This window comes from Solirubrobacter soli DSM 22325 (genome assembly GCF_000423665.1).
GTDB lineage: Bacteria > Actinomycetota > Thermoleophilia > Solirubrobacterales > Solirubrobacteraceae > Solirubrobacter > Solirubrobacter soli.
In genome coordinates this window covers 142,198-165,432 of sequence record NZ_AUIK01000024.1, presented here as the reverse complement: position 1 = coordinate 165,432, position 23,235 = coordinate 142,198, and the positions used below count along the sequence as shown (strand labels likewise).

Below are 23,235 nucleotides of genomic sequence, written 5' to 3'. Positions count from 1 at the left end.
GCTCTAGCCAACGCCGGGAGATCAAGCGCCGTCCCGAACCCCTGCTGCTCACGCCTCATGGAATCAGGTGTCACGGTACGCCACCATACCGCTGTTCCCAATCGGCGATCTGCCCCTCCGTGATCTTGGAGAACAGGACCGGTGGCACCGCGAAATGGTGCCCGCCAGAAAGCGCATCGAGGTCTGCGGAAGCCGGCCATTCGTGCTCACACTGGTCAACGTTGAGATAACCGAGGACCTCGGTGGCCGTGATCGGAATGATGGGAAGTGACAAGCGCGCAAACAGCGCGATGAGGTTCGTCGCCGTCCGAAGCGTCAAGGCCGCCTCCGCCTCATCTGACTTGATTGTCTCCCAAGGTTTCTGCGCGTCGAAGTACGCATTTCCCATGGTCCAGATCCGCCTCAGGGTCTGACACGCCTTGCGGAACTCTAGTGCACCGAGATAGCTCGTGTATTCCGCGATGGCGACATCGAGATCGGCTTGCAACTGCTGCTCCGCCGGACCAGGTTCTCCGCCCGACGGAACCGCATCCCCGAACCGCCGCACCACGAAGGTGAGTGTGCGATTGATGAAGTTGCCTAGCGTGTCCGCCAAATCCTTGTTGACCGCGGTCGCCACGCCCTGCCACGTAAAGCTCGTGTCGTCGGACTCTGGCGCGTTGAGCAGCAGATAATACCGCCACACGTCGAGTGGGAGCTCGTCGAGCGCATCGTCCATGAATACGCCGATCTGCTCTGACGTCGAGAACTTGCCTCCGTAATACGTCAGCCAGTTGAACGACTTGAGATAATCGACCAGTTTCCATGGCTCGCGCGACCCCATCAGTGTGCACGGGAAGCCAACCGTGTGAAAGGGCACGTTGTCTTTGGCCATGAACTGCGTGTACCACACGTCATCCGCGTCGTACCACCAACTTCGCCACTCGTCGCCCTTGCCGTTGGCGTCGGCCCACTCCTGCGTAGCCGCGATGTACTCGATGGGGGCATCGAACCACACGTAGTAGACCTTGCCCTCCATCCCAGGCCGGTCAACTGGGACACCCCACTGAAGATCCCGCGTAATTCCGCGGTCCGCGAGGCCCTCATCGAGCCATTTCAGTCCGATCGAGCGAGCGAGCACCGGCCAGTTCTGTTTGTCTTCTAGCCAGTCACGCAGATCGTCGCTCAATAGTGACTGTCGCAGAAACAGATGCCGGCTCTCGCGAACCTCGAGATCACGACTTCCTGAAATGGCCGATCTTGGCTCAATCAGATCGACCGGCTCGAGCAGACGGGTGCAATTCTCACACTGGTCACCTCGCGCACGCGGGTAACCACAGTGCGGACAGGTTCCGACCACATACCGATCCGGAAGGAAGCGGTGATCCGCGAGCGAGTAGATCTGCCTCGTGGTGCGCTCCTCGATGAAGCCTTCCTCGTCGAGTCGCCGGCCGAAATGCTGCGTGAGTTCGCGGTTCTGCGGAGACGAGCTCCGCCCGAAGTGATCGAAGCTCAGGAGATACTGCTCGGCCAGCTTCGCCTGAATCTCGTGCTGCCTGCGACAGTACTCCGCCACGTCAAGTTCGGCGGCCGCCGCCGCGAGCTCGGCGGGCGTGCCGTGCTCATCCGTCGCGCAGATGAAGAGCACTTCCTGGCCCTGAAGGCGAAGGAACCGGGCGTACGCGTCGGCGGGGAGCATGGAGCCGACAAGATTGCCGAGATGCTTCACACCGTTGATATAGGGCAACGCCGACGTGATGAGGTAGCGCACCGAGCGAGTGTATCGAGCCGCCCTGGTTCGTCGGGGTTGCCATCGGGCACCCGACCTGCAAGCATCGACCCATCGAGGCGTTGAACCCCATCCGCGACGCGCGCGTCAGCGAGCCCCCTCGGACGGTAATGATCGAGCTCACCAACGAGTGCCAGCTCGCGTGTGTGACGTGCCCTCGAGACAAGAAGGACGCACACGATTACGACATCGGGACGATGTCGTTTGAGACGTTTCAACAGGTGTTCGACGGCTTTGGTGAGAGCGTGGACACACTCGATCTTACCGGGCTCGGCGAGAGCCTCACGCATCCTGATATCTGGCGGATCATCCGGTGGGTGAGATCGAGGCGGGACGTCCACATCTATCTGACGACCAACACGATCCTCCTGACCCCGCGCAATATCGAGCGGCTGCACGCTGATCCGGTTGACACGCTGTGCATCTCGATCGACGGCGTCACCCAGGAGCAGTTCTCGGCGATTCGCGGGCCACTTCAACTTGGCAAGCTCAAGCGCCGAGTCGCATCCGCGGTAGGCGCGCTGCGCGAACGCATGGACTTCATTCTCTGCACAGTGCTGATGAGCGAGAACCTCGGCTCGATGGTCGACTTCGTCGAGCTGGCCGCAGAGCTGCACATGCGCAAGCTGTCACTCAAGCCTCTGAACCTCGTCGCGCACGATCTTCCGCTCGCTTACTATGATCAGTTCCGGACGCCGAGATTCCAGGAGCTTGCCGAAGCAGCGCGGCTTCGTGGGTCAGAACTCGGAGTCGAGGTCTCGGTCTTCTCAATCGGGGAGTATGACTGCATCTTCCCTTGGGAGATGCCATACGTGACCTGGGACGGGTTCCTGGTGCCCTGCTGCGCCAAGCCGTTCCCGAAGCGCCTTCACTTTGGCAACGTCCTCGAAGTCGGCTACGAAACGGCGTCGAACTCGGCCTCGGCCGTCGAGTTCCGCCAGGCCCTTGCTGCCCCGGTCGGCTGTCCCGAATTCTGCAGCGGATGCCATGTCATGAGCAAGACGATGGACGCCTCCTCGACGTGACCGCAGTCCGGAATTGCACGTGCGAGCCAGGATCGTGCATGAGATCTCCGCGGCCCAGATGGTCGGGCCGCGGAGTTGTGCGCCTGAGCAGGGATTCTTGCGTGCTGAGGCCTGAAGGATCGAATCGGGAGGGTCACCTTGTAGTTGACGCACGATGGGCGCCAGATTGCGGTAGAAGTCACGTCGGACGGACTGGACGTGTGTCACACGGCGGCAACAAGCTGTTGGCTCAGGTCGCCAATAAGGCCGGCCTCGGGCGGGGCGTTTCGGGCGAGCGGGCGAGTTGCAGTTGCGGGCCCTACGGCGAGGCCTACGACGCCTCTCGCCGAGTCCACGATCGGGCGCGTTAAGACCGGGAAGCTTTAAAGCGAAGCGCCGTGGAGACGCGCTCAGACGTCGAACTGACGGCGCTGGAATAGGTCGACGCTAACACTACGCGCCTGCACTCTGCCTGCGGCAGACTCTCCCCGGCGAAGTACGAGCAGCGATAAATCGACAACCTTCAAACCTACTGGCAACAGCCTCCAACGAAGCCGGGGCGGTTCAGGGTGATTCAATTCGTGTAGTGAGCGCCGCGAGGCTTCGAAGCCCTGTGGCTTTCGCAAGAGGCTCTTCCGCAGTCGATGCGGCGCCCAATCGCGAGCACGCCACAGTTGTCGATCTGGCAGACCGCTGCCACAGTGATCGCTCCTGGCGCCTCGGCCCGCGGGATCGCACACCGCTGGAGGCGCAACCTAAGTTCAATGCGTCGCGTCTGTCAAGTCGTGTTGCCGGGCGCTCGCGACTCGCTCAATCGCGCGCACGGTTCCCGGGGTGAGGCACACGCGGCGCGGCGCGACCATCTGGCTCACCGGCCTTCCTGGCTCGGGCAAGACCACGCTTGCCCGGGGTGTCGAGCGGCGCCTCGCCGCCAAGGCGCGGCTTGCGTATGTGCTGGACGGGGACGCCATCCGCAGCGGCCTCTGTTCCGATCTCGGTTACGACGCTGATTCGCGGAACGAGAACGTCCGGCGGGTGTCCGAGGTGGCGGCCCTGTTCGCTGACGCCGGGGTGATCGCCGTCGTCGCGTTGATCAGCCCGAGTCGGTCCGGTCGCGCCCAGGCACGCGCTCTCCACGACCGGATGGCGCTGCCGTTTCTGGAGGTATTCGTCGACACGCCCCTCGAGATCTGTGAGCAACGCGACCCGAAGGGCCACTATTCGCTGGCACGGCGCGGGCTGCTCAAGGCCTTCACCGGCATCGATGCCCCGTACGAGCGACCGGTTGATCCCGACCTCGTTGTGCGTCCGGCAGCCGACCCGATCGAGCTGGGGGTTGATTGCGTGGTAGGCGCGGCTGAACGGATCATCGCGCGACCCGGGCCGGGGTGAGCCAGGCCGGGATTGGCGGAGTCACCAACCCGCAAAACCCGGTCCGGCTCAAGGAGGCGGCCGAGGGAGTTGCGAGACTGTCCGCAAAACTGTTCGTCCGCCTGCGCCAAAAACCCACGTCGACACCCCCCCGTGTCGTCTGACGCGACTTCTACGGTTCCTGGGGCGTCCATCACCGGTCAGCCTCAAGGTGAGGCTCCAAGCTTGAATCAAGACCTTCGGCTACCGCAAGAACCGTCTGTCGGACCGGACGGTACTCGCGCTTCCGCCCAACGGAGCGCGGCCCTGAGAGGATCGCTGCTGGACGCTCGGGACTTAGGTTAGGCGGCTGCAGGGGAGCGAGCGCAGCGGCTCGCTGACGTCGGTCTGCCGCCCGTGCCGGACTGGCGCCTGCGCTGATCGGCGACCTCGACGCACCTGCTATCCAGCGGCGCGCGGGCGTCCGACCAGCCTACGTACAACGGACGGGGTCCGGGGTCACGTCCCTAGAGTTGGTGTAGGAGTGTGTCGGACGGAACCGCGCTGATCGTGGTTCCGGCCACCGTGGCGTCCATGATCGTCGGGCTTTCCACGGCTACGACGAGAAGGGAGGCGCCAGCGATGGCCGGTGCCGACAGGATGACGATCGAGGAGGTCGTCAAGCAGGTGATGGTGCGCGAGCACGGTGATGTGCTGCGGGCGGCGTTGGAGGCGGTCTGCGGCGCGTTGATGGAGGGCGAGGTGTCGGAGTTGATCGGCGCCGAGCTCGGCGAGCGGCGGCCCGAGGATCGGCTGACGCATCGCAACGGCTATCGGTCCAGGGAGTGGCAGACGAGGGCGGGGACGGTCGAGTTGCAGATCCCCAAGATCCGCCAGGGCAGTTACTTCCCGAGCTTTCTGGAGCCGCGGCGGCGGTCTGAGCAGGCGCTGTTGGCGGTGGTCCAGCAGGCTTACATCTGCGGCGTCTCGACACGGCGGGTCGATCAGTTGGTCGAGAGCCTCGGGCTGCGGATCAGTCGCAGCGAGGTCAGCCGCGTCTGCGCGGCTTTGGATGAGCACGTCGACGCGTTCCGCACGCGCCCGCTGGAGGGCCGCTACCCGTATCTGTTCCTTGACGCCAAGGTGGAGAAGGTCCGCGCCGGCGGGCGCGTGGTCAACAAGGCGTTGGTGATCGCGCATGGCGTCCACGAAACCGGCCGCCGCGAGATCCTCAGCATTGACGTCGGCGAGGCCGAGACCGACGCCTTTTGGACCAGCTTCCTCCGCGGCCTGGTCAAGCGCGGCTTGGTCGGCGTCCAGCTCGCCATCTCCGACGCCCATGGCGGCCTCAAGGCGGCGATCGCGAAGGTGCTCGGCTGTGCCTGGCAGCGCTGCACGGTCCACTTCCTGCGCGACTGCTTCGGGCACGCCCGCAAGGACCAGCACGGCCTGCTCGGCGCGCTGATCCGCCCGATCTTCGCGGCCGACAGCCTGGCGCAGGCGCGCGATCGGCTCTCCGAGGCCGTCGCACACCTCGATGGCCGGCTGGGCAAGATCGCGACGATGCTCGAGGACGCCGAGCCCGACATCCTCGCGTTCTACGCGTTTCCGTCGTCGCACTGGCGCAAGCTGCGCTCGACCAACCCGCTCGAGCGCTTCAACAAAGAGATCGGCCGGCGCACCGACGTCGTCGGCATCTTCCCCGACGACCGCAGCCTGATCCGGCTCGCCGGCATGCTCTGCATCGAACAAAACGACTGTCATGAAGGACTCGCGGGCCGCGGGTGCGGTCTGTCCTCCCCGCGCCGGAGACGCGGCGCTGGCCAGCAACCCACTCGCGATGCGAGGAGGACTTCATGCAGTATCTCGGGATCGACTGGGGCACGCGACGCGCAGCGTGGTGCGCGATCGGCCCGGACGGCGAGCTGACCGAGGGCGCGATCACCGCCGACGAGGACGGCCTGGTTCGGCTGGTCACGCGGCTCGGGCCGGAGGTGCGCGGCTGCATCGAGATGATGAGCGGCGCGCCCTGGGTCCGTGACAGCCTGGCGGTCTGCGGCTGGAGGATCCAGATCGCCGACGCGCGCAAGGTCAAGGCGATCGCTCCGCTCGCGTGCAAGACCGACCGTGTCGACGCGCGCGTGCTCGCCGACCTCGCCCGCCGCGACCTCGTCCCCGAGCTCTGGGTCGCGCCGCTGGATGACCGCGCGATCCGCGAACGGCTGCGCCGGCGCTCACACCTCGTCCGCCTGCGCACCTCCTCGATGAACCGCACCTTCGGTTTGCTCACCCAGTGGGGCTTGCGCCGCAGCGTCACGGCCTTGCGCCAACCCGGCGCGGTCGACGAGCTCGCCGAACATGGCGTCCCGCAGGTCTGGCGCGACTCGCTGAGCACGCTGCTGTCGGTCATCGACGATCTCGACCGCCAGCTCGAGCCGATCGAGCGCGAGCTGCGACCGCTCGCCCGCGCCGACGACCGCGCCCGCCTGCTGATGACCATCCCCGGCGTCGCCGAACTGCTCGGTCTCACCATCGCGTCCGAGATCGGCGACGTCGCGCGCTTCCCCAGCGCAAGCAAGCTGGTCGGCTACTCCGGCCTGAACCCCAAGATCAAGCAGTCCGGCCAAAGCGCCCGCATCGGGCGCATGTCCAAGGCCGGCCCCGACACGCTGCGCTGGGCCGCGGTCGAAGCATCCCAACAGGCCTGGCGCCCCACCAACCCCTGGCACGAGCTCTACGCCGACATCAAGCGCCGCCACGGCAAGGCCAACCCGGCCAAGGCCGCCGTTGCCCGCAAGATCCTCATCGCGAGCTGGCACATCCTGTCCCGCAACGAGCCGTTCAAGCCCAGCGCCCCGCGCGCGACCGACCCTGCCCCGGCAAGCTCCTCCATTCGTCTGGCCCACCGAGGCCCACAAACGATCTGAGAAGCCGGGGCAGCTGCAACCGACTACATGCGCCGCCAAGCGCCGAAAGAGATCTCAGCAGCCCGCTGCCCACAACCCCTCAGGGGGTGACCACCAGCAGACCGCTTGACAACCCGACGTCCTTCAAAGAGATGAGTGGCTTGTCGGCCGCGGCTATCTCTCGGCGGAGTCGATCTCTCTCTGCCTCGCGGGGCCAGCCGATCACATAGACACAGAGATCAAGGAGGAAACGACCCAGCTCCAAGCGGCCTGAGCAGCCACAACCTCACCGACGATCAAGGCCTCGTCCTCCTACACCACCTCCAGGGACTTGACTGGGTCCGGCTCACATTGCCGTACGGTGGCCGGCGCCGGAGAACTCCAGATTGGCGGAGAGATTTGTCGCAGGTTGCAGCGTCGGGCTGTTCGGACCACCTCCGGCGTCGGAAGGTGCCTGCCGGAGCACGCGATGTCCTAGGCTCCTTACATGAGCACGGACGCTGGTCACGTACTCCGGGTTGGCGTTTCGATCAGCGCGAGCGTATTGTGCCCCATGGTGTTTCCGTGGTTCCCGATCCCGCGCGCATGGACTGATCCTGTTGACGTACGCGAACACGCAGCGTCCACCGCGTCTGACCTGAGCGTCGTGGGATCCTCGAACGGAGCATCGCTTACGACTATCGGCAGCGGCACGCTCTCGCGAGAGGACTATCGCCTCGCGGAGTTTGACGAGCAAGGCGCCAAACGAGGGCTACACGCGCGGCTACAAGCCGTGTTCGCAGGGACCGAGTCAAGTCCCGAGACGTGGGACCTCGATCGTCGGTGAGACGTCGGCTGCTCAGGCCGCTTGGAGTGCTGGGACATCTTCCTTGATCTGGTTGTGGTGTCCTCGGCTGGTCCTGCGAGGCAGAGCGATCGATTCGGCTGAGAGGACCGGCGGGCGACAGCCATTCGACTCTCCTATGTCAAGGGTCCGGTCCAGGCAGGGCGGTCTGGCCCAGGCATAGAGGCGGCGGTAGACGGTGTTGGCGAGGTGGCGTTTGAGGGCGGGCTCGTCGAGCGGTCTTGCCCTCCGCGCGTTTGCGTTGGTGGTAGGCGCGCGCGCCTCGGGATGCACCCGGGCTTAGACGACGGCGATCCGGTGCAGGGTGGCGTTCATCTGCCGGTTGCCGCCGCGATAGAGGCGGTGGCGTTCGGCGGTCTGGCCGGAACCGCAGTGGATCGGCGCGGCGCCGCAGAAACGTGCGAAGGCGGCCGGGCTGCTGAAGCGTCGGACATCGCCTGCGTGGGCGATCATGGCGGCGGCGACGGCGGGGCCAGCGCGGAGGAGATCAGCGATGGGGGTTGCGGTACTGCTCGAGCAGGTGTGCGAGCTCGGTTTTCGAGCTCGACGACGCGACGGTTGAGCCGTTCGATCTCGCGCGCCAATTCGCGGACGCACCGCGCCGCGGTTTCGGCGGCCAAGTCGTCTCCGAAGGCGATCCGCCTGAGCCGTCTCAGGGCTTTCTGGCGATGCGCGTGCACGACCTCGGCCTCAGCCTAGGGGTCGACCTGCATCCAGATTGCCCGTAGTCGCCGGATGGCTTGGGAGCGATCAGCGACCGTCTGGCGACGCAAGTCTCCAGCAGCGCGATCGCGCGGACCAGCTCCGGTTCCAATGCGCTGCCAAACTGATCCCGCTTGCGCAGGACGACGTGGGGAGGATGTTGATGGAAGGTCACCGACGGCACCTGGGGCCGCTGGTGGAAATTCACGGTCGGCACGATCGCCGCGCGTTGACGATCGGGAGCGGGATCGCGGCGTCGTCGCCGGGCGCGACGGGCTCAGATCGGTCGCGGGTGTTGTTCGCGCTGGGGCTGCTGTCGTCTTAGAGTTCCAACACGCGTTGCCCTTGCTGGTGTCGCGCGGCGTGTGGCAGGGGCGCGGGTGTGCGTACGTGGCGTGATGCTCGTTGTCGATCCCGATCCTCGGCGCGTCGCCGGCCAGCTCGCGGCTGGCCGGTTGGCCTTTCCGGGGTGTGGCGGGCGCGTCTCGCCGTGGGGGTTCGCTGGATCGCGAGTCGTGCGCCAGCGCTAGGGGGCGCCGTCGGCGCGTGCGTTGGCGCTCATGCGCGGTGACGCTCGTGCTCGTGCCGGCGTCGCTAATGGCGCGACGGCGCGACGCGGTCGAGGTTATCGGCGACGCCCTGCATCTGGCCGCCCTGGGTTACGGGGACGTCGGATCGCGGCGCGCCCAGAGCGCCCGCCGGACACGGTCCGTGGCTGGCTGCGCCCCGCACGCCGTGTTCTGGAGCCCGTCCGAGCGTGCGCGGCCCGCTGGTATGTCTCGCTGGAGCCCGACTGCGGTCCGGTGGCGCCACAGGGCTCACCGCTGGGCGACACGGCCGAGTCGCTGACCCAAGCCGCCCCGCCTGGAGGCTGCGGTTCGGCGCAGAACGCACCGGGTCGTGGCCACGCGCGCAATGGATTGCCGCCGGACTGTTCTCGCCGACTCCGACGTTGCCGCCGTAGTCGTGGGTGCTGGTCGTGCCCCGCACGATCTGATCGGTGATCAGCTCTGACGCTGGACGGGGTCAAGCGCCGCCCCGCTATCCCGGGCTCCGACCGCCCACGCCCTCGGCGCTTGACGCTGGCCAGCGTCAGAGCTACGCCGTCCCCGGCCGTGGGCATCGCCATCCTCGCCGAGGACCCTTTCCCGGTTTCTCGTTCGCTCGCCGCGCGCCCGGCGTCCCGACCGTGAACTCCCATCCCATCCCGATCTTCGGCTTCCGACTACAGGGCGATCGCGAGCGCGTGGCCGGGGTCGCTCTTGCCGGGCCCGGAGGTGTGGCGACCACGATGCGTGCGCCACGCCGGGACGTTGAGCACCTGATCTCCAGTGACCGACAACGCCGTGCGGCGCGGCCGTCCGTAGCCAGCGGCGTTCTCAACGCCGATCACTGCGTCGGCCGCTTCGTGCTCGGCCAACCAGCCGCGCAGCTTTTGGATTCCGTCGCGGCTGTTGGCGAAGCACAGAGTGCTGATCTCCCCGCCGCGCGCGTACAGCAGGGCTGCGGGGTGGATGTGTTTGTGGATGTCGATGCCGACGTCGACGCGTTGATCTCCCGGGGCTGTGATGTAGCCCGCCAGGCTGGGCCGGCGCGGGACGCCTCTGTGCAGATCGGACGTGTGAGTCCTGTCGTGGGGCCTTGCCAGGGGAGCCTGATAAGACCAGTCGGCCGAAAAAGCGGCGGGACCCTGCAGAAGGATCAGCGATCGAACGATGAGTAGCCGCTCCAGCGCTGCTCGATCGCTAAAATTTCCACCGGTCGGCGGTCTCTCGGAGTTCGTCCCGCGAACTCCGAAACCCCTTGGCGCGCTGCTGATCGGCTCGCCGCTTCTGCGCTTGCCTTGCCTCCAAGGCCACCACGGCGGCGAGCACCGCCTTGCTGCGGCTAGTGGCTGCGGCGGTGCCTCCGATTGCTCCGAGAGCAAACATCCCGGCCGTGCGGACGCGAGCTCTCGCCCCGGCCTGGCGCCGCAACTCCAATTCCTCCGCCGCCACGTCACCGAACAGCATCCCAGGCGTGCTGCGACGTCTGAGGTGATCATCGCTGAACTCGCTGAGGTCGCTTCTCGCCATGATCGCATCTCCTTACGCTCGGGTGACTCGTCTGTACACTGCTGCTTCGTTCGAGCGGTGCGGTGGCTTCAATTTGATGAAGTACCGGATTAGCAAAGGGCACCGCCGAGCTAAGGCTCAGCCTACGCCCAGCGGCATGTCCCCGCATCGGGCGAATGCCCGAGATCGCGGCGCCACAGCACCCTAGGCACACACTCTGGGCGCAGGTTGGCGCGTGTAGCTTCTTCGGCGGAGTCGAATCCCATAGCGCCGTAGGGTCCGGGTAGGACGGAACGTCGGTGTGGCGCGGCGCTGATAGATCGTCGGGTACCCCAACGGCTTCGACGAGAGGAGGCGCGATGCGGCCGGTGAAGCGCGCTGCCGGTCTCATTACTAACTCATCGGGAGCGTCGCGCCGGCGCTGCAGTCGCATTGGTGAAGCCCTCCACTTCGATCTCCGCCATCGCATGCCTCCCATCACAGTTCCTAAGGGGCCGGTCCATCGCCGCGATCCTGCCGGTGAGCGCCCTGCTGAGGCCAACCGATCGCCATCCTCCGCGATCCTCTCGCGGACCTGACCGAGAGAGGATGGCGCGGTAGTGAGGTCAGTAATCGTCGAGAATCCGCTTGACCAGCCACATGGCAGCCAAGCCGGCTGCCACGGTCAGCGACGCCTTGGCCCACTCATGGTCATCAGACGATGACCAATACCCCGTCGGCTGCGATCGTGTGGTAAGCGCGTTGGAGTGCGACACCGGAGCCGCAGGTCTCGAAGCCGCAGGCGCGACTGGGGCTGTGAATCGTCGATACTCACGGCCGCCGATTCGGATAACCAGCGGTGAATACGGAGAGCCAGCCGCATCAACGACGGCGAAGCTGAGCGGCTGACCGCCTATGGTGTCGACGCGGCCGGATCTGTCGAATGACCACAGGCGCCCGTTACGCGGATCGATCCGATAGGTACCGCTTGTGCGGCCACCGCCTGAAGGAGCTGATTGCCGGGGGCCTAAGCCATAGGCGGCGCTCGACCGCGAACTCACCCAATCGAGCCGACCGTCGGGATGAAACGTCCAGGTCTCAAGTCCGTCTGCTGCTCGGTAGCCGCCCGCGAGCACTCCCTAACACTACGGTACGCTCGACGCACGGTCAATGCACGATACCTCGCGCGATCTCTTCGGCCCGATTGCCACACCTCGGCGCGCAGCGCGCCTCGCCGCTCGGCAGTCCCTCGTGGAGCTTGCGGTCGATGGGCTCGCGGTGTAACTCCTCGGTCCACGTGACGGCTCGTCGGTCGAGCGCGAAGCGGGGGCGGCGGGCGAGGAGTGCGGCAAATCGCGTCGGGCGGTCGGGACTGCAGCGGGGGGCGAGTTTTTGTGCGCGCCGGCCTACAGATGACATGGACATTTTCAGGCCTGCGCGGTCGGTGTGCCGCAATCGTTAGCACTCAGTGTCTGCGCCGCGTGGGTGCATCGGCGGCCTGTGTTCTGGCGCGGGTGGGCGGCGCTGACCGTTTCGCCGGGCGCGTCGTGCGCCGCTCGGGGCTGTGCGTGCGCTTCACCCGTGCCCGGCCGGCCGCATCGGTCTGCGACGGCCATCGCGCGCTCGCCGCATGTGTGGGGCGTGGTCGCGCGGCCGCGTGTCGCTGGTCGCCGTGCTCGCTGCGGTTCTGGCGGCGCCGGTCGCGTCCGCGCAGGTGACGGTGACGCCGTCGAGCGGCGGTCCCCGGGCTGCCTTTGAGATCGCCTTTGCCGCGCAGAGCGTCGGCCTGGATCTGCAGCTCGCGGGGCCGGGCCGCTGCGGCGACGTGGACTCTCTCCACATCTCGATCCGTCGCGCGCGTGACGGCCGCTTTCGGTTCGGGCCGCGTGTCCCGGGCGCGCGTCCGCGGCGCGACGGCAGGCGCCTGCGCGGTTGGTGTCGCGGTCGCTACGGCGTCGCGGTTGTCGCCTCGGGCGAATTTGAGCCCAGCCCGAGCGAAGTCATCGCTGACGGCCGGTGCACCGTGAGATAGCCGGGGGGTTTTCGCGGTGAGCCGGAGCGACTGGCCGGAGCGATGACGGACGCCGGGATCGAGTGCTCGGCCGGCCCGCGCGGCTCGAGCGGGACGCGCGATGAGAGGTCGGACAACGCGCGAGGCCTGAAGAACGGGCTCGGCGTCGCGGCGACCCGCTCCCTGCACGGGAGTGGGTCGCCGTCGTTCGGTCAGGTCGTTAGGCCGCGAGATCCTCGTCGAGGTCCAGGTCATCGAGGCTCGAGTCGCCCCGGTGGGCGGGGAGGTCGACGGTGCTGTGCTCGGTCGCGTCAAGCACGAATGCGTGGCGGTGAAGCTCGGTTAGGCGTGGTGAGAGCATCGGTCGCAGGAACGCCCACACCGCGGCGCGCAGCGGCTCCTCGCCGCCGGGCAGCGCCTCGTGGAGTTTGCGGTTCATGCGTTCGCTGCCGAGCACCTTGGTGCGGGTGATGCCGTCGGGGTCGAGCACGAACGCGGCGGCGCAGCGTGCGACCAGGCCGGCGATCCCGCGCAGCGGATCCGGTTCCTCGAGCGCGCGCTTGAGTTCGGCGTCGACGATCGCGTCGATCGCCATCGGCTCCAGGCGCCCGCTCTCACCGATCGGTCGCTGGCGCTCCGGATCCGTCCAGCCAGCGCCGTAGGCGATGACGTCGCGGTAGTCGCGGGCGAGCAGATGGCACAGGATCGCGCGCAGCGCGTCGAGCTGGGCGGGGGAGGGGTCGATCAGCCCGGCGCGCAGGTCGTGGCCGAGGCCGAGGTTGGTCTGTACCGCCTCGGCGTGGCGCTGGCGTTGTTCGTGGCGACGTTGGCGCTCGGCGGCGGCCGCCTCGCGCAGGTCGGGCGCGTCGAGGCCCGCGCCGGCGAAGTAGGCGGGGTCGGAGGCGGGTTGTGCGTCGGTGTGGCCGGCGAGCGTCTGGTGGACGGCGTCGAGCATGAACACGGGGTCGACGATCCAGATGCCGGCGGCGAAGTCGGGTCCGCGCTCGTGGACGTAGGCGTAGCGGCCGGTGCGGGCGCGATCGCGCAACGCTGCGTCGACGCGGAGCTGGGCGGCGGTGGCCTTCGCGCGGGTCTGCAGGCTGTCGAGCTCGGTGTCGAGCTCGTCGGGCGCGCAGCCGAGCACGTTGACGAGTTGGCCGCGGCCCTGTGGGGTGAGGTGGTCTCGCGCGAGTGCGACGTGGGCGTGCGCGTCGAGCAGGGCGCCGTCGTCGATCCGCACGGCGTAGGTGCCCTCGTCCTCGACGATGGTGCGGTGCACGAAGGCGCCGAGGTCGCGCAGCGCGGCGTCGTGCAGGTCGCCGGTGGAGATCCGTTGGGCGACCGCCTGGGTGAGCTCGGGGGCGACGTCGTGCATGTCGGCCAGGCGGTTGGCGAGCGTGACGGAGAGCTGGCGTTCGCCGGGCCGTTCGGCGACACGTGTGCGGATCGGTTCGGGGAGCGTGAGCTGGCGGCGCAGGTTGTGGGCCTTGACGGCGCCGATGCCGAGGTCGGCGCAGACGGCGGCGATCCGGTCGGGCTCGCGCACGCCGGCGCGGGCGGCCCAGCAGTCGGCGAATTGCGCCTGCTGGTCTGCGAGTGTGAGGTCCTCGCGCTGGTTCTCCTGGGCCTGGATGCGGCGGATCTCGTCGGTTGCGGGCTGGTGGTCGAGCAGCGTGACGATCAGGCTGGAGACCGGGGCGAGGCCGTCGCGGGCGAGCTCGTGGCTGCGGCGCGCGGCCAGCAGTCGTCGTTGGCCGGCGTAGAGCACGACGTGATCGTGCTCGGGGTCGGGTCGGTGGCCGATGCAGGGCACGAGTTGGCCGGCGCGCATCAGCATGCCGGCGAGCCGGTCGATCCCGTCGGGGTCGACCTCGCGGCGGGCGTTGGGCGCGAGCTCGAGGTCTGAGAGCCGCGACCCGCACCAGCCGTCCGGTGGGGGTGCCCGCGGCGGTGGTGGTGACATCGAGCAGCGCGGGTGCCGGGGCGGCCGGCGCCGTGGGGTGTGGCATGGGGTCCTTTCGGATGAGGGTCGAGTCGGCGTCGCGGGCGCTCGAGGCGTCCGCGGCGGTTGGGGTCGCGGTGGCGGGGTGGACGCGGCGCGGGTAACCGGGTGCCGGCGCGGATCGCGCGTCACCCGGGGCGCGTGGCGCGCCATCCCGGGTGGATGGTGCGCTCGACGCGGCAAACGCTGGAGGCGGTGGGGCGGGCGTTCGTGGTGGTGGCGCTGTTCCCGCGCACCGCGGCGTTCGTGCACGCGCCGGGCCTGTTCGGCCCGTGCGGCGTGCTGTTGCACGTCGTTGGCTGGACGCTGTTTCTCTTCGGCATGGGCTAGTGGGTGGGTCCGGCCGCCCGCCGCCGCATCGAGGCCGACCGGAGCGAGCGCGCGGCGCTGCAGCGGGAGCTCGGCCGCGAACCGACCGGCGAGGAGTTCTCTGCGCGCCTCGTGGCGTCTCGTCGAGCGAGGCGACGCGGTCGCCGGGTCTGGGCGCGGCGCGATGCCGGCGCGGCCTGAGCGCGCCGCTCAGCGCGGCCGCGCGGCCGGTGGCAGCTCGATGCCGTTGGCGTAGACGAGCAGGTGAAACGAGGCGAGCGCGGTGCTCGCGGGGGAGAGGTGGCGGGCGGCGTCGACGTGCACGGCGTGGTCGCGCAGGGCGGATTCGATCTCCGCCCTGGCGCTCGCCGGGTCGTCGGCGTCGACGCCCAGCAGCACCGGGACGAGGTACATGTGGGTCCTTTCGATTCGAGCGCCCGCGGTGATGCCGGCGGCGCGTGAGGTCTTTTGGTGTGCGGGGGCTCAGCGAGTGCGCCGGCGACCGCTCGCGGCGCGCAGGGCCTCGACGGTGTCGGCGGCGATCTGGTCGAGCGCGTCGGCGGGGTCGGTGATCACGACGATCCGGTCGGCTTCGACGGAGAGCGGGGCAGCGCCGATCGCGATGTGGATGGTCGGGACGCCGTGGTCGGCGAGCCACCGGATCCGTTCGACTCCCGCGGGCGTGTCGTACCAGCCGCCATCGCTCAACACGTACGAAAAGCGCGGACGGCGCGGGTTGGTCATCTCGAGCTGGTCGCAGGCGAGCACGATCGCGTCGCCGGCGAAGACCGTCCCGCCGCCCGTCTGGATGCCCGGGACGAGCCGGAGCCGTTCGCCGCCGTCGGTCAGCAACCCGGCGCCGGAACCGAAGAGCGCGATCGCGCAGCGCCCGCCGATCTGGCGCAGCCCGTCGGAGAGGATCCAGGCGATCGGGCCGAGCGCGTACTCGTAGGCGCCCATCGAGCCGGACGTGTCGATGACCAGCGCGACGTGCGGCTCCTGGATCGGCGCGCTGATCTGGCGTGTGATCCGCCACGGGTGCGTGCTCACGGGACGGCCGTGGGCGCGCTGCGCCTGGCCGCGGGCGTAGGCGCGGCCGTCGAAGTGCCCGCCGGGCGTGCGCTTGTCGATCGTGCGCGTGCCGAGCGTCATCGCCTGACGTAGGCGGGTGGCGTAGCGGCGCGCCTGCGCGACCTCGTCCGGGAACGGCGGGCGGTCGACGCCGCGGTTGGGCATCCGGCCGCACGGCGCGCCGGTCCCGATCCCGCCGCCACGGCGGGGTGCGTGCGCGCCGTGGCGGGCGACCTCGTCGAGCAGCGCCCGCAGGTCGACCTCATGCTCGAGCTGCTCGAGCTGGCCGGGGCGGGACTGCGCGAGCGCCTTCTCCAGCGCCTCGGCCAGTGAGCCCGCCGTCGGCGCGCTCCCGCCGTCTTCGCCCCCGGCTGCGGTCTCACCGCCGGGCGCGCCCGTTCGGGTACCGGCGTCGTCGCCCGGGCCGCCGGCCGGACCGCCCGTGCCGACGTCGCAGGCAACCGGGGACCCGGCGCCTTCGCCGGACGTGTCGCCATCGCCGTCGTCGGGCTCGGGCTGGGCGATGATCGTCCGGTACTCGCGCGCGGCCCGGTCGAGGGCGTCGTCGTCGCCGTCGGCGATCCAGATCAGCCGTGCGAACAGGGCGTCGAGCGCGGCCAGATCGTCTTCGCCGAGCACGGTCTGCCAGATCGGCTCGAGCCAGGTCAGTGTGGCCGGGTCGGCGGCACCGTAGGCCGTCCGCGCGCGCAGGTAGACGGCAGCGGTGCCCGCGAGCTCGCGTGTCACGGGCCGGCCGGCCAGGGCGGGCGCGAGCAGTTCGGCGGCGAAGCGTGGCAGCAGCGTGTCGGCGACCGCGGCCTGCAGCGCGTGCCGCACGAAGCGACCGCGGATCGACTCCCTCGGGAAGTCGCGGCTGCCGTGCGCCTCCATGCGCGGCTCCTCCAGCAGCCGCCGGTCGGCGCCGAGCAGGCGCGCATCGCGCTCGTCGGAGCGCTCCAGCGCCACCGTGCGCTCGACCGTCCAGCGCTTGGTGTGCTTGCCGTGGAAGGTCTCGTGGAAGGCGACGCCGAACGTGCGCAGCACGTGGCGGCGCGGGAGCTCGCCGGCCATGAGCGCGTCGCGCGGGCCGAGCAGCTCATCGGCATCGAGGTAGATCCAGCGCGAATGGACCTCGATGTGCGCGGGGTCTGAGAGGCCGGGGCCGATCAGCGCCCACACCGGGTACAGGCGCTGCAGGATCCGCGTGAGCTGCTCGGAGAGGTCCTGATAGAGCGGCTCCAGCCGGCCGCGCTGGGCGGCGGCGCGGTGCAGCTGTTGGACGAACGGCGCCGGCCCGCGATGTGTGACGGCCATCAGCCGGTCACCGCACGCGCGTAGCCGTGCAGGTTGGGGACGCCGCCGCTCGGGCGAACGCGGTACTGCGCGTAGCCGGCCTGGTCGAGCATCCGGCAGGCCGCCGCGGCCTCGGCGTCCTGCAGCTTGCCCGCCTGGACCTGCTCGTGCAGGTTGGACGCGAAGAAGGCCAGCGCGGCGCGCTCGCCGACGCGCTCGCTCATCCGCCACAGCGACTCGACGTCACGAAACTGCGGCGTCCAGGTCAGGCCGTCCTCGCCGGCGATCCGCTGACGGTCGAGCACCGCCGCCTCGCGCACGAGCGCGGCGGGCGCGCCGAGCGCGGCGAGCGCGGGCCAATGGCTGGTGACCTCGAGCGTGGCGGGGAAGCGCGAGTGCCACGCGTCGGGAATGTCGGTCGCGCCGACCAGGCCCGGGTTGTAAGCCAGGATGACCGCGAACCCGGGCTGGGCGATCACGGTTTCGCCGGTCGCCGACAGATACAGCGCGAGGCGTCCGTCGAGCGTGGCGTTGATCGAGAGCAGGCAGACGTCGCGGGCGGTGTTGACCTCGTCGATCATCACCACCCAGCCCTCGCGCATCGCCTGCACGAACGCGGAGTCCACCAGCGACACCTGTCCGCCCGAGCCGGCGACGGGCACCCATTCGTGGCGGAAGAAGAACTCGTCCGAGCTCGGCCCGGGCTGCATCTCCACGAAGCCGTAGAAGGGCGCGCCGCGACGGTCCTCGACGTGGTGGCCGCGCTCGGTCCACAGGTGGTAGGCGATCGCGCGCGCGATCTGGCTCTTGCCCGCGCCGGGCGGGCCGACCAGACGCAGGAAGCTCGAGCGCGCCGGGTCGTCCATGTCCAACAGCGCGAGCGCGAGGGCGTCGACGCGCTCGCCGTGCAATAGCGGCGGGTAGATGCGCTTGCCGTCCGGCAGGACGATCGGGTCGCTCGGTGCCTGGAGCTCGAGCGCGTCGGAGGGGAGGGGGTCGGGGGCGAGGTCGCCTTCGGCGGCGACATCGTCGAGCTGCGCCAGGGCAGCGGTGATCGCGCTCATGCGAGCGGCTCCTTTCGTCATGGCGAGGGTGAGGTGGCGGCCCGCTGTGGGTCGGCGGTTCCGCGGTTGGTGTGGCCGGCGGGTCAGCCAGCGAGGACGGCGATGGCGGCCAGCGAGAGCGCTGCGAGCACGATCGCGGCCGCGACTTCACGCAGGCTGCCGGTCGGGATGCGCGCCGGCGCGGGCAGCAGCCATCGCCGTCGGCGCGACAGCGGCGCCCACAGCGCGACACGGCCCGGCGTGCACGCGTCACCGGCGATGTGCGCGGCATACCCGATGCCGGCGCCGGCCGCGGCGGCGATCGCGAGTTCGGGTGCGACCAACGCGACGACCGCTCCGGCGACGATGGCAGTCAGCACGCACGCCAACAGCGAGTGCGTGATCCCGCGGTGCGGCAGCAGGGCGAGCAGGCGCAGCGGCAGTCGTAGGAGCGCTCCAGCGACGCGCGCCGACATGTGCCGACGCTCCATGCGGGTTCGCTGGTGGACGTGCGCACCGGGCTTATCCGCGTCGGGCAGCATCGAACCAAGCCACGCCGCTCCAACGAGAACGGCTGCGGCGGTGCTCGGGACCTCGAGCGCGGCGGCGGAGACCGCGGCGGCGCCGACACCGGTGATCTGATGGGTCATCCAGCGCGTGCTGCAGACGCTACGGACGGGGGCGGACGTCGGGCCGGCCCCGCGCGAAGCGTCCGAGCTCGACTCGCAAGACCCCCACGAATGGCGCTGCCTCGCGCGGCCGACCGTAGCTGACGCGACTCGTGCAAAGGGGCGGCCGGCCGCGTAGTCGGCGCGGCCGCTCCTCCTCGCGCAAAGCGACAGCAACTTGAGGATCGACGTCTGCCAACTCGCCGAGTCTTGTCATTTGGCGGCTCCGATGGATGAGAACCACGAACGCACGGCCGCGTCACATAGCGCGCGCGAAAGTTCTTGTCCGGACAACGCGGCACAGATGTGGTCGAGCCGCCCTTGTGCGACGTCACGCGCCGGACGCTCTCAAAGCGCCGTGGAGAAACCCGATGAGCTGGGCTCGCGCGGCCGGAAGCTCGTTGCTGGCATACGCGATCTGACGCCAGTCCTTGATATCGAACGGCGTGGTGCCAGTGTCCTGATTTAGGACGATAATGCGCTTGTTTAGCGCGTCCGCGTAGCCGAGCTCGAACATGACGTTCGCGTTGCTGCCCGTGATGTCGGCGACAAGTACGTCGGCCCGCTCGATCGCCGCGACGATGTGGTCTGTGATGCGGCCCGTCTCGGTCATATCGTCCGCACGCTCCCATCGGAGGCCGGAAATTGTCTGCTCAACTTCGCGACAGGCCTGCTCGATGCAGTCCTTGACATTCAGTGACCAGGCCTCCCGGAACGGCATGACGATGAACACGTACGGCTGGGCCGGCGGCGGGGAGATCCACTGCGGGCTCGGCGGTTCCGGGCGTCGCCGCACGTAGTCGGCGACATCCTTGACATCGCGGTAACGACGTAGCCCGCGATTCAAGCTGAGTCCCCATGAGCCGTCGTTGCCGCGTGAGCCCACGTTTGGGACGCCCTCGAGCGATGTGAGCTCGAACAGCCGCTTCAACTCATCGCCGTCGAGCTGCCGATCCCAAATGGCGTTGCTCTCCAAGTGCGAGACCTCTGGTACCACCATCGTGCTCGGCTTTGGAGGCGGCAAAATCTCTCGCTCACGCTGGGCCGCGTAACGCAACAGCGCTACGAAGTGCTCTAAGTCCATGGAGGCTGCGCCGATCTGCGCGAGCGCCGCCACATGGGTCCTGCACGATGAGTGATCGGAGATGATCATGGTCGCCGGCAAGGACGACGCGACGACTTCGAAGTCGTCACCGTGGTCGCGATCCAAGCGGGCGTCGACGTACTGGGTCGCCGGCCACTCGCCCGCCTCGCACAGGCCTGCGTAGATGGTCTCAACGAGTCGGCGTTGCGGGTCGCTGAGCGGAATCGTGTCCATGCGGCGATTGTGTGTCACGCGTCGGCGGCCGCGCGCTGGCAATCACGACTGGTACCGAGCGTCTCAGCGACGTAGAAGTCGTGAGAGTCGGTCGTGGTCTCGAAGCGAGGCAGGTCGCGTGTCGCAGACATGCTCAATCTAGGCGGTACCGGCGGCGACGCGCCTCGAACGCGTCGCGTCCGCCCTCGAGTCGCCGCTCGATGAGCGCGCGTACAGACGGTGCATCAACCGCACCGATGTGTTCCGGGAGAACCTCGCCGCGCCGCTGGTCCGAGTCCTTTGCGGAGATCCCGATGACCAGCTCAGCATCAGCAAGCACGGGTACGTTCGCGTTGTGGGTCGAAAACACGAACTGCCGGTGGTGCTTTGCGTCGCGGACGGCGGGCACAACTCGGGTCGAGATGAAGCGGTTGTCGAGATCATCTTCAGGCTGGTCAACGATGAGCGGCGCCTCGGAATCCAAGAGGAGGAGCAGCAATACCGCGATCGCCTGTTGACCTTTCGACAGTTCCTCGATCGGCGTCCAGATCGGGGTGCTGTCTTCTGGCGCCGTATTCAGCTGGATCGCAGTCGTGATGCCAAGCGGCGCCTCCTCGAGTTCGAGGAGGACGAGCCGGGGCAGCGAAGCGATCTTTGCCGCTTGCTGCGGCGGCAGCCCCCACTTCTTGCCGAGCGCGTCCGTGCCACTGCGGGCCGTCTCGACGAGTGCCCGCGCCGAGAACGTCGCGTCCTGACGGAACAGCGTGAGTGATTCGTTGAGGCGACCGCCAGGCTTTCGAAGAATTCGCTCGATCAGGTCGTGATCGACAACCGCGTTCACCTCGATCCGCACGGACGGTGCGAGCATGGTGGACACACGACTCGCTGCCTTGCGAAGTCCCTTGAGGATGGTCGCTTCAAGCTTTTCGCGCGTGAGGAGAAGCTCGCGACGAGCAGTGACCGTTTTGTCTCTCGCCGACGTGGCAGCCTGCAGCTTCGGCTCGAGCTCTCCGAGTTTGTCGACTTGTTGCTGGACAGCCCTGAAGTCTTCGTAGTCGATGCCTTCGCCTTCGAGTTGCGCGCGGGCCGCTTGGACCGTCTGGTCTGCCTCTGCCCGCCGAGTCTTCCACTCGTCGAATATCACGCCGACATCCGTCGTCGCGCCGTCGAGTGCCGTGCGAAGCGTCTGTTGCTGAACGGTCGCCAAAGCAAAGGGCTTGTGGACGGCCGAGCCGGCGCGCTCTAGTTGCGGCAGGAACGGCGACTCAGCCACGGATGAAAGATCGAGTAGGCCATCTGGGCGCTCGTCGCCAAAGGTTTGGAGGAGTTCGCCCAGTTCATCGATGAGGCTCCGCGCGCGTTCGATCACGCGAAACTCACGGTCGAGAAGCACTTGCTCGGCCACACGGTCTGCGACGTTGGCTTCTCCAAAGAGCTTGAGCTTCTCCCGAGCCCCCGGAAGCAGAGATAGCTCTGCCTGAAGTTCCTCGACCTTGCTGGCGCTTTCGTGCACGCGTCGTCTCGATCGCTTCAGCGACGCGGCGGTTTCGTCGTACTCGCCCTGGAGGTCTTCGCGTCGCCCGACGAATCGATGGAGCAGCGCCGTCCGGCGAGCGGAGTCCGCGGCAAGATCTGCGATCTCGTGCTGACCGTAGATCTGAGGGATTGGGGCAAGATCAGCAACTTGCCGATCGGACGTCGCCCACGACTCCGCAACCCGAACAACCGATGGGTTCGGGAGCCGACGCTCGATCACGTATCGGACGGGCGCCGGCGATGGATGGTCGATCACCACCGAAACGGTTGTCCCATTCCGCAAAACCTTCTCAACGATCCCGTGATGGTCCTCTCTCGCACGCGCACTTGATGGACTTAGCTCAAACGCCGCCCGGATGCTCTCGATCACAGTCGACTTCCCTGCTCCAGGCGCACCAATGAGCACGTTGAGCTCTCCTGCCAGAGGAATCGTCTGCTCATCCAGCAGGCCTCCCTCCCAATGAAGCGCCACCAAGCACGGACGTGGCCGGCGCGGCTCATCGGTGTCGAGTCGGACGCGCGAGGCCGGATCGAGAAGCGCGTGGCGCAACCCAGCCTGGGTAACGGCTGAGAGTCTCAGCAGGCACGACGCTCCGGGTCGCGTAACCATCTCAGGGGAACTCACATCTCCAGCGTTCAGGAGCGCCGGTACTATGTCGCGCTTGTACTCACGATCCTTGTTAAGGAGGATCGTCTTGTGCCGCTCAGGAACCACGTTCACCGACCCGGGTATCGCTACCGCGTAGAGATACTCCGACTTCCAGGCAGCTTTACGCGCCTGCCCTTGGAGGTGTTCGAGGAGACCGTTCGCGTGCGTGACATGCGCAGCGATGCATGCGGCCTTCTCGTCCGCACATAGCCGCAGCAGCCGCACTGACGAGATTCCGCTGTGTGGCGAAGGGGTGTCGACGTCGCGTACGTCGCATTTGCCAATCAGTCGCTCGATGTCGCCGATACGCGACTGCTCGTCGAGCACAACGAGGAAATGGACTCCCTCAACCGTGCTGGCCTCAAATCCGGGAAGAGCCACGATCCCTGCCGCCCGCGCGGCCGAAAGCAGACTTTCGCTATCCGCAATCCGAAAATGATCCGTGACCGCGATGAGACGAACGTCAGCCTCGAGAAGAGCCTCTATCAACGCGTCGTTGTACGCACCCTCTTCCGTGAATCCCGAGTCGACCCCGTGACGCGTTCCGTATGCAAACGGGTTGACCTGCAGTGCACATCGCACCCATTGCTCTCGCGTTGGATGTCGCAATTCAGTCAGCCAGCCCGGAACGGATGCCATTAGTCGAGCATATTGTTGCGATGCGAGCTACGTCAATGAGACCTGAGGGCGCGTGGCAGAGTCCGGAACTGCCCAATCAGATGCCCGGGCCGGCGAGCTGTCGGCCAATG

Annotated in this window: 16 protein-coding genes; 6 read left to right on the top strand and 10 right to left on the bottom strand. The window is 68.0% G+C overall.

The genetic code is table 11. From position 1 onward, the window contains the following. Window positions 1-70: 70 nt before the first annotated feature. On the bottom strand, window positions 71-1,750 hold the full coding sequence (gene metG / locus G569_RS0119605) for a methionine--tRNA ligase (RefSeq protein ID WP_028064674.1): 1,680 nt from the start codon (window positions 1,748-1,750) through the stop codon (window positions 71-73). A gap of 128 nt (window positions 1,751-1,878) precedes the next feature. Here metG and G569_RS0119600 point away from each other — a divergent pair, with 128 nt between their 5' ends. From G569_RS0119600 to G569_RS0119585, 4 genes are all read left to right on the top strand, one after another. After that, the gene (locus G569_RS0119600; protein ID WP_157592155.1) at window positions 1,879-2,793 is read left to right on the top strand and encodes a radical SAM/SPASM domain-containing protein; all 915 of its coding nucleotides are present in this window, start codon (window positions 1,879-1,881) and stop codon (window positions 2,791-2,793) included. Window positions 2,794-3,585: 792 nt separating this feature from the next. Beyond that, window positions 3,586-4,164 (top strand): adenylyl-sulfate kinase, encoded by a 579-nt coding sequence (cysC, locus tag G569_RS49880; RefSeq protein ID WP_084285249.1) that lies wholly within the window; start codon window positions 3,586-3,588, stop codon window positions 4,162-4,164. Window positions 4,165-4,764: 600 nt separating this feature from the next. Continuing rightward, complete coding sequence (locus G569_RS49875) at window positions 4,765-6,051, top strand: IS256 family transposase (protein WP_064750400.1); 1,287 nt, start codon at window positions 4,765-4,767, stop codon at window positions 6,049-6,051. Beyond that, the gene (locus G569_RS0119585) at window positions 5,979-7,049 is read left to right on the top strand and encodes an IS110 family RNA-guided transposase (protein ID WP_028064672.1); all 1,071 of its coding nucleotides are present in this window, start codon (window positions 5,979-5,981) and stop codon (window positions 7,047-7,049) included. The genes G569_RS49875 and G569_RS0119585 overlap by 73 nt, the downstream gene beginning before the upstream one ends. Window positions 7,050-8,151: 1,102 nt before the next feature. Here the strand turns inward: G569_RS0119585 and G569_RS66020 are convergent. Together G569_RS66020 and G569_RS61270 are read right to left on the bottom strand one after the other, a co-directional pair. After that, window positions 8,152-8,469 carry a transposase gene (locus tag G569_RS66020; protein ID WP_306765113.1) on the bottom strand — a complete coding sequence of 106 codons (318 nt, stop codon included), beginning with the start codon at window positions 8,467-8,469 and terminating at the stop codon, window positions 8,152-8,154. A 1,330-nt stretch (window positions 8,470-9,799) separates the two neighbouring features. Beyond that, window positions 9,800-10,618 carry an IS110 family transposase gene (locus G569_RS61270; RefSeq protein ID WP_245602516.1) on the bottom strand — a complete coding sequence of 273 codons (819 nt, stop codon included), beginning with the start codon at window positions 10,616-10,618 and terminating at the stop codon, window positions 9,800-9,802. A gap of 1,646 nt (window positions 10,619-12,264) precedes the next feature. Between G569_RS61270 and G569_RS0119555 the strand changes: the two genes are divergently transcribed. Further along, window positions 12,265-12,639 (top strand): hypothetical protein, encoded by a 375-nt coding sequence (locus tag G569_RS0119555; RefSeq protein WP_028064668.1) that lies wholly within the window; start codon window positions 12,265-12,267, stop codon window positions 12,637-12,639. 199 nt (window positions 12,640-12,838) lie between these two features. Here G569_RS0119555 and G569_RS0119550 read toward each other — a convergent pair whose 3' ends face one another. Next, window positions 12,839-14,581: a ParB/RepB/Spo0J family partition protein gene (locus tag G569_RS0119550; protein ID WP_157592153.1), complete on the bottom strand. Its 1,743-nt coding sequence runs from the start codon at window positions 14,579-14,581 to the stop codon at window positions 12,839-12,841. 147 nt (window positions 14,582-14,728) lie between these two features. Between G569_RS0119550 and G569_RS49865 the strand changes: the two genes are divergently transcribed. Next, a complete protein-coding gene (locus G569_RS49865) occupies window positions 14,729-14,950 on the top strand; it encodes a hypothetical protein (protein ID WP_037497671.1) in 222 nt (73 codons plus the stop codon). Between the two features lie 189 nt (window positions 14,951-15,139). Here the strand turns inward: G569_RS49865 and G569_RS0119530 are convergent, their stop codons facing one another. From G569_RS0119530 to G569_RS62750, 6 genes are all read right to left on the bottom strand, one after another. After that, the gene (locus tag G569_RS0119530) at window positions 15,140-15,343 is read right to left on the bottom strand and encodes a hypothetical protein (protein WP_028064666.1); all 204 of its coding nucleotides are present in this window, start codon (window positions 15,341-15,343) and stop codon (window positions 15,140-15,142) included. Between the two features lie 69 nt (window positions 15,344-15,412). Then, complete coding sequence (locus tag G569_RS0119525) at window positions 15,413-17,314, bottom strand: vWA domain-containing protein (protein ID WP_028064665.1); 1,902 nt, start codon at window positions 17,312-17,314, stop codon at window positions 15,413-15,415. Beyond that, window positions 17,314-18,357 carry an AAA family ATPase gene (locus G569_RS0119520; RefSeq protein WP_028064664.1) on the bottom strand — a complete coding sequence of 348 codons (1,044 nt, stop codon included), beginning with the start codon at window positions 18,355-18,357 and terminating at the stop codon, window positions 17,314-17,316. The genes G569_RS0119525 and G569_RS0119520 overlap by 1 nt, the downstream gene beginning before the upstream one ends. Before the next feature lie 83 nt (window positions 18,358-18,440). Further along, a complete protein-coding gene (locus G569_RS58445) occupies window positions 18,441-18,986 on the bottom strand; it encodes a metal-dependent hydrolase (RefSeq protein WP_053226675.1) in 546 nt (181 codons plus the stop codon). Window positions 18,987-19,335: 349 nt separating this feature from the next. Beyond that, window positions 19,336-20,322, bottom strand: coding sequence for a nucleoside 2-deoxyribosyltransferase (locus G569_RS0119510; RefSeq protein WP_028064663.1), 987 nt, complete (start codon window positions 20,320-20,322; stop codon window positions 19,336-19,338). A gap of 133 nt (window positions 20,323-20,455) precedes the next feature. Continuing rightward, window positions 20,456-23,125, bottom strand: coding sequence for a TrlF family AAA-like ATPase (locus G569_RS62750; protein WP_157592152.1), 2,670 nt, complete (start codon window positions 23,123-23,125; stop codon window positions 20,456-20,458). Window positions 23,126-23,235: the final 110 nt, after the last annotated feature.

Excerpts from the sequence above, each read along its gene's own strand:
- G569_RS0119520 (WP_028064664.1), bottom strand. The coding sequence starts at position 18,357 with ATGAGCGCGATCACCGCTGCCCTGGCGCAGCTCGACGATGTCGCCGCC.
- G569_RS0119585 (WP_028064672.1), top strand. The coding sequence starts at position 5,979 with ATGCAGTATCTCGGGATCGACTGGGGCACGCGACGCGCAGCGTGGTGC.
- G569_RS61270 (WP_245602516.1), bottom strand. The coding sequence starts at position 10,618 with ATGATCACCTCAGACGTCGCAGCACGCCTGGGATGCTGTTCGGTGACG.
- G569_RS0119600 (WP_157592155.1), top strand. The coding sequence starts at position 1,879 with ATGATCGAGCTCACCAACGAGTGCCAGCTCGCGTGTGTGACGTGCCCT.
- G569_RS0119530 (WP_028064666.1), bottom strand. The coding sequence starts at position 15,343 with ATGTACCTCGTCCCGGTGCTGCTGGGCGTCGACGCCGACGACCCGGCG.
- G569_RS0119525 (WP_028064665.1), bottom strand. The coding sequence starts at position 17,314 with ATGGCCGTCACACATCGCGGGCCGGCGCCGTTCGTCCAACAGCTGCAC.
- G569_RS0119510 (WP_028064663.1), bottom strand. The coding sequence starts at position 20,322 with ATGGACACGATTCCGCTCAGCGACCCGCAACGCCGACTCGTTGAGACC.
- G569_RS62750 (WP_157592152.1), bottom strand. The coding sequence starts at position 23,125 with ATGGCATCCGTTCCGGGCTGGCTGACTGAATTGCGACATCCAACGCGA.
- G569_RS49875 (WP_064750400.1), top strand. The coding sequence starts at position 4,765 with ATGGCCGGTGCCGACAGGATGACGATCGAGGAGGTCGTCAAGCAGGTG.
- G569_RS0119550 (WP_157592153.1), bottom strand. The coding sequence starts at position 14,581 with ATGTCACCACCACCGCCGCGGGCACCCCCACCGGACGGCTGGTGCGGG.
- G569_RS58445 (WP_053226675.1), bottom strand. The coding sequence starts at position 18,986 with ATGACCCATCAGATCACCGGTGTCGGCGCCGCCGCGGTCTCCGCCGCC.